The organism is Moritella sp. JT01, assembly GCF_001574435.1.
GTDB lineage: Bacteria > Pseudomonadota > Gammaproteobacteria > Enterobacterales > Moritellaceae > Moritella.
This window is the reverse complement of the sequence record NZ_LOCN01000009.1, coordinates 102,711-108,710: the sequence shown is the minus strand read 5'-3', so window position 1 is coordinate 108,710 and position 6,000 is coordinate 102,711. Positions and strand designations below refer to the sequence as shown.

Genomic DNA, 6,000 nt, shown 5'->3' with positions numbered 1-6,000 from the left:
TACCTAAGCAATTAAGTCGGCTCAATGAATTCTGTACTTCAACAATAAAACCGAAGTTCTATTGTTTATAAAACCAAATCTTTCGATTTAATTTAATGTTCACAATTACATTGATATAATATTTGGTCATTATATCTCTGCAAGTGCTCACACAGATTGCTTGAATAAATTGTTAAAGAGCATACTGAACGGCTGTTGCCGTGTCAGTGGGATGCATTATAGATAATAGGGTTCCATTGGCAAGTGATTTTATAAATTTCATTCCATTTTAAAGATAAACCTTAAAAACCGAACACAATTCAAACAAAACAAATTAAAAACAAGCAACAGTTCTCCTAGCCATGCTCTTTTCGACAAATTATTCACATCATGATCATGATTTAGCGTGTTACTTATTCAATTTTTATATTTTATTTGCCTATATTTATATTTTATTTGCCTATATAGGTAGGATTTACTTACTGGGTCAATTTAAACTATTATTTAATTTGTCTTTAATACGTGACCTAACTCTCTGGTTTAGGTAACATGCGCCCTTTTTACGGTTTTGGAGTTTGAATATACATGCCCTTCCAACTTGGTCAGCGCTGGATCAGCGATACGGAATCAGAATTAGGATTAGGAACAATAGTTGCCATAGAAGGCAGAATGTTAACGCTATTATTTCCTGCAAGTGGTGAGAACCGTTTATATGCTCGTAACGAAGCGCCGATCACTCGAGTCATGTTTAATGTCGGTGATCAGGTACTCTCTCATGAAGACTGGAGCTTAACCGTTACTGAAGTAACAGAAAGCTCAGGTATTATTACTTATATAGGTATTCATCAAGACACCGGTGAAGAAGTTTCCTTACGTGAAACATTCCTGAACAATTTTATCAAATTTAATAAGCCACAAGATCGCCTATTTGCAGGCCAAATTGATCGAATGGATCGATTTGTATTACGCCATCAAACATTACAGCATCAGTTTTCTCAACAACAATCTGCATTAAATGGCATTCAAGGTCCACGTGTCAGTCTGATCCCACATCAATTACATATTGCAACCGAAGTGGGTCAACGTCATGCTCCTCGAGTTTTACTTGCCGATGAAGTGGGTTTAGGTAAAACCATTGAAGCGGGTTTGATCATCCACCAACAACTGACAGCTGGCCTTGCCAATCGTGTGTTGATTCTAGTACCAGAAACATTACAACACCAATGGTTAGTGGAAATGATGCGTCGTTTCAATCTACACTTTAGTATCTTTGATGAAGAGCGTTGCATCGAATCGCTCGCTGAAGCAGATAACCCATTCGAAACTGAACAGTTGATCTTGTGTAGTCTGGACTTCTTACGCAAAAAACGTCGTCGTTTTGAACAAGCCGTGGGTGCCGATTGGGATTTATTGGTTGTTGATGAAGCCCATCACCTTAAATGGAGCGAAACAGAACCAAGTCGTGAATACCAAGTTGTCGAATCATTGGCACAAAAGTCGCCAGGCGTATTACTACTCACTGCAACGCCGGACCAACTTGGTCATGAAAGTCACTTTGCACGTTTACGTTTATTAGATCCAAACCGTTTCTATGATTATGCCGCATTCGTTGCTGAAGAAAATAGTTATTCTGTTATTGCACAAGCAGCACAAGAACTATTAGATTCACCAATCGTTTCCCCCGAAACAGCAGCATCATTAACTAAACTATTAAGTGAAGCTGATATATCAGACAAGCTGACTTTAATTCAAGCGTCACCAGATTCAGATGAAGCACAGCAGGCTAAACAATCAATCATCAGTCAATTATTGGATCGCCATGGCACAGGTCGTTTATTATTCCGTAATACACGCTCTGCAATCAAAGGTTTCCCGACTCGTCACTATCACCCAATTCCTTTAGCACTACCAGACCAATATAAAACGTCATTAAAAGTTGCACAAATGATGAATGGCTCAGCAAGTTATGCGGAAGCTGCGCGTCGTGGTCTATACCCAGAAGAAATCTTCTTAGAATTCGAAGGCAAAGACGCATCTTGGTGTAGTTTTGACCCACGTGTTGAATGGTTACAAAACTTCTTACTTGCCAATAAAAATGAAAAAGTATTAGTCATTGCAGCTAATGCCGACACAGCGATGTCAATCGAAGAGTCGCTGCGAGTAAGTGAAGGTATTCGTGGAACCGTATTCCATGAAGGTATGTCTATTATCGAGCGCGATAAAGCAGGCGCTTACTTCGCTCAAGAAGATGCTGGGGCACAAGTTCTACTTTGTTCTGAAATTGGTTCTGAAGGTCGTAACTTCCAATTTGCACAACACCTCGTATTATTTGATTTACCATTAAACCCAGATTTACTTGAGCAACGTATTGGTCGTTTAGATCGTATCGGTCAGAAAAATAATATCAGTATTCACGTTCCTTTCTTTACCAATACCGCACAGGATGTATTACAAAACTGGTATCAAAATGGCCTAAATGCGTTTGAGCATACTTGTCCTATCGGTGGCGATATTTTTGCAGAAGTAAAAGATGAATTACTGACTCAGCTAGCCGCAAAAGAAATTGATGTGGCTGCAACGGATGCATTGATCACTGATACACGCAGTCAATACGATGTATTAAAAGCAAAAATGGAAAGTGGTCGTGATCGTTTACTGGAACTAAATTCTAACGGTTTGGGTAAATCAGACGACATTATCGCGCAATTAAAAGCCAATGATGATAGCCCTACGCTACCTATTTTTGCGATACGCTTATTCGATGTTATTGGTATAAACCAAGAAGATCGTGGCGAAAATATGCTGGTATTAAAACCGACAGATCAAATGTTAGTACCAAGTTTGCCACATCTATCTGAAGACGGCATTACAGTTACCTTCGATCGTGAAACCGCATTATCGCGTGATGATGTACATTTCCTTACTTGGGAACACCCATTAATACGCGCATGCATTGAATTAATCATGACGTCTGACACGGGTTCAACGGCTGTTTCACTATTAAAAAATCCAGCCCTACCTGCTGGCACTATTTTACTAGAACTACTTTATGTAGTAGAAACCTCGGCACCGCCTTATTGTCAAATTAATCGTTTCTTACCGGCAACACCCATTCGTTTATTACTGGATAAAAACAGTAATAACTTAGCCCTAAAAGTAGACTTTGATAGTTTCAATCGTCAGCTTAATGCGATTAACCGCCATGTAGCAACAAAGCTAGTTTCGGCATCTCAAACGATTATTCACGACCTTATTGGTAAATCAACAGCTGTCGCTGAAGATCAAAAGCAAGCAATCACCAACGCGGCACTGGCAAAAATGCAGCAAAACATGAGTGTCGAGCTTGAACGTCTACAAGCATTACAAAAGATTAACCCTAATGTACGAGATGAAGAACTGGCGTTTATTGAAAAACAAACAGCAGAACTCACCACACACATTAATAATGCTCAGCTTAAACTAGATGCGGTACGCTTTATTGTCGTTACACCGAACTAAATAAAAGCACATTATAATGACGAGCAACAAAGGCGCTAATTTCGGTTAGCCCCTTTGTTATTACTTTTTATTATTAACAAACGGTAATTTAAAACTTACCTTTTAAATTCTTCACTATATTGTATATACCCTATGCCCGATTTTATTTATGCTCCGCCGCAACACCCTCGATTAGATATTATTTATCAAGACGATGCCATTATTGTATTAAATAAACCGAGTGGATTACTAAGCGTACCAGGGCGATTACCCGAACATACCGACAGCATTGCGAGTCGGGTGCAAGAATTATTTCCCGCTGCGACAATTGTGCACCGTTTAGACATGTGCACTTCCGGTGTGATCTTAATGGCATTGACTAAATCCGCTCAGAGCCACATCAGCAGACAATTTCAACAACGCTCAACCGCAAAGTATTACTATGCTCGTTTAGAGGGTATCCCAACTGCTGAGTCTGGCAGCATTGATTTACCATTGCGTTGTGATTGGCCAAATAGACCAAGGCAGCTTGTTGATTTCGAGGAGGGTAAACCAGCGCTGACGCATTGGCAGGTGATTGCAAAACAACAAGCACATGATGATAACAATCAACAAGCCAGCGCCACTGTATTACTCAAACCTGTGACCGGCCGCTCCCACCAACTACGTGTGCATATGTTAGCATTAGGCACTCCCATCTTGGGTGATGAGTTATATGCATCAACACAAGGTATTGCCAGTGCAGCGCATTTACAACTGCATGCCGCTATGTTAGAAATTGAACATCCCCTAACATCAGAAAAAATTACATTTAAGGTCAAACCACCTTTTCCAATTGATTAAGCACAACGAACTATGTAGGAATGATGAATGTTGAAGGCCCTGGTATTATTACTTTTATCCACTTTGTCGCTACAAATATATGCTGAAGAGAATAAAGACAAAAATGAGACGAATAAGCCGACAATCGCCTTCCCTATTTCTCAGCAACATATGTTTGATCAAGACTTAATTAAATACAGTAATGCAAGCGAAGTGGCTTGGTTAGGTGATAAAGAAAATAGATTTCTTACTTTATGGCTTGAACAAACGACAGCAGAAGTCACAGGTACAAGTTGGATTTTTGCCGATACCTATACTTCAGCCAATAACCCCAACATTATCCAAACTCTGCGCTATCAGCTCAGTGATAAAGGATTACATACCTATTCTATATCGCCATTAAGTCAAACCTTAACATCAGAGCAAGCCGAGCAACGTTTACAAGCACAATTACGCATCTTACAAGACAAGATAGTGAGTAAAAGTGGTAAGCGCCTACTTATCCTTCAGGGCGCTAATTGCCAGGCAATGATAAACGTACTAATAGAAAATAAAGATGTTTACGTCGATGCGATTGTATTACTCAGTGCACATAGCCCTACCCCAGCGTTAGCATCTCAATTAATTAACCAAATACACCAACTAAAAGCACCCATTTTAGATTTGTATGCGCAAACGGATAGCTTAGCGATAATTAATGAAGCAAAATTAAGACTGATAGCAGCAAAGCGTATTAACACAGGTAAGTACAGACAAACTGAAGTGATAGGTTTACAGGGTCAAGTAGAGACTCAGATCGCAACCAGCCAAATAATTTATGGCTGGTTGATTAAGCTCGGCTGGTATTAACGCATTTTTCTCGATTCTTTTACTACGTCATAAGCACCTTGGATATCTTGGGCTTTCTCTTTAGCAATAATCATCATTTCTTCTGGTAAACCTTTCGATACCAATTTATCCGGATGATGTTCATTCATTAATTTACGATAAGCACGCTTAATCACTTTGTCGTCATCCTCAGCACTCACACCTAATTGCTGATAGGCGTTAGTTAATGCTTCTTCACGGCTTACTTTACTGCCATGACGGTGGGAACGTAACTCCGCTTCCATCATGCGTAATAAATTATCCATGTCCTGAGTCGTCACACCCAAGATCGCACCAATACGATGAAGGATATCACGCTCTGCTTTTGATAATTCAAGATCGGCAAAAGCAGCCTGAATTTGTATCTCCAGGAACATTTTAACCAGATCTCGACGTAACACACTCACACGGCGAAAATCTCGAACCGTTTGCTCTAACGGAAAATCAGCTTCCTTACCTTGATTGAATGACACTTGAGCGGCACGACGCGTTTCACCCGTCAGTTTCATCCGGTCCATTAACTGCGTCGCGACATGAATTTCAGCTTCGGTAACGTGGCCGTCCGCTTTGGCCATGTGCCCCATCACCGAAAATGAGGTATGTAAGAAAATATCCTGACGCTTATGTGCCGCAGGTCTTGTATCAATACCAAGCCGAGGTCCAAATTGGCGTTTTAATATCGAACCAACCCAGATCATAAAAATCGCACCAAAGAATCCACCAAACTTAATACCAATCGCGGATAATAAAATGTAAAACAACATATTCATAAAAGTAGCTACCAAGCAAAAATGACATATATTTATATAAGAATTGTATTATGGCTGTTTAAAATGTAACAAATCAATCAATCTC

4 protein-coding genes are annotated in these 6,000 nt (G+C 39.8%); 3 read left to right on the top strand and 1 reads right to left on the bottom strand.

Going from position 1 to position 6,000, the window contains the following annotated elements:
- The first annotated feature begins 564 nt into the window (after positions 1-564).
- From rapA to AKG98_RS10825, 3 genes are all read left to right on the top strand, one after another.
- Entirely contained in the window at positions 565-3,477 is a 2,913-nt protein-coding gene (gene rapA, locus AKG98_RS10835) for an RNA polymerase-associated protein RapA (RefSeq protein ID WP_067045590.1), read from the top strand.
- 132 nt (positions 3,478-3,609) lie between these two features.
- On the top strand, positions 3,610-4,299 hold the full coding sequence (locus tag AKG98_RS10830; RefSeq protein WP_067045588.1) for a pseudouridine synthase: 690 nt from the start codon (positions 3,610-3,612) through the stop codon (positions 4,297-4,299).
- Positions 4,300-4,326: 27 nt separating this feature from the next.
- Complete coding sequence (locus AKG98_RS10825; protein ID WP_067045586.1) at positions 4,327-5,127, top strand: DUF3530 family protein; 801 nt, start codon at positions 4,327-4,329, stop codon at positions 5,125-5,127.
- Here the strand turns inward: AKG98_RS10825 and djlA are convergent.
- Positions 5,124-5,915: a co-chaperone DjlA gene (djlA, locus tag AKG98_RS10820; RefSeq protein WP_067045584.1), complete on the bottom strand. Its 792-nt coding sequence runs from the start codon at positions 5,913-5,915 to the stop codon at positions 5,124-5,126. The two genes, AKG98_RS10825 and djlA, sit on opposite strands and share 4 nt — an antisense overlap.
- Positions 5,916-6,000 lie beyond the last annotated feature (85 nt).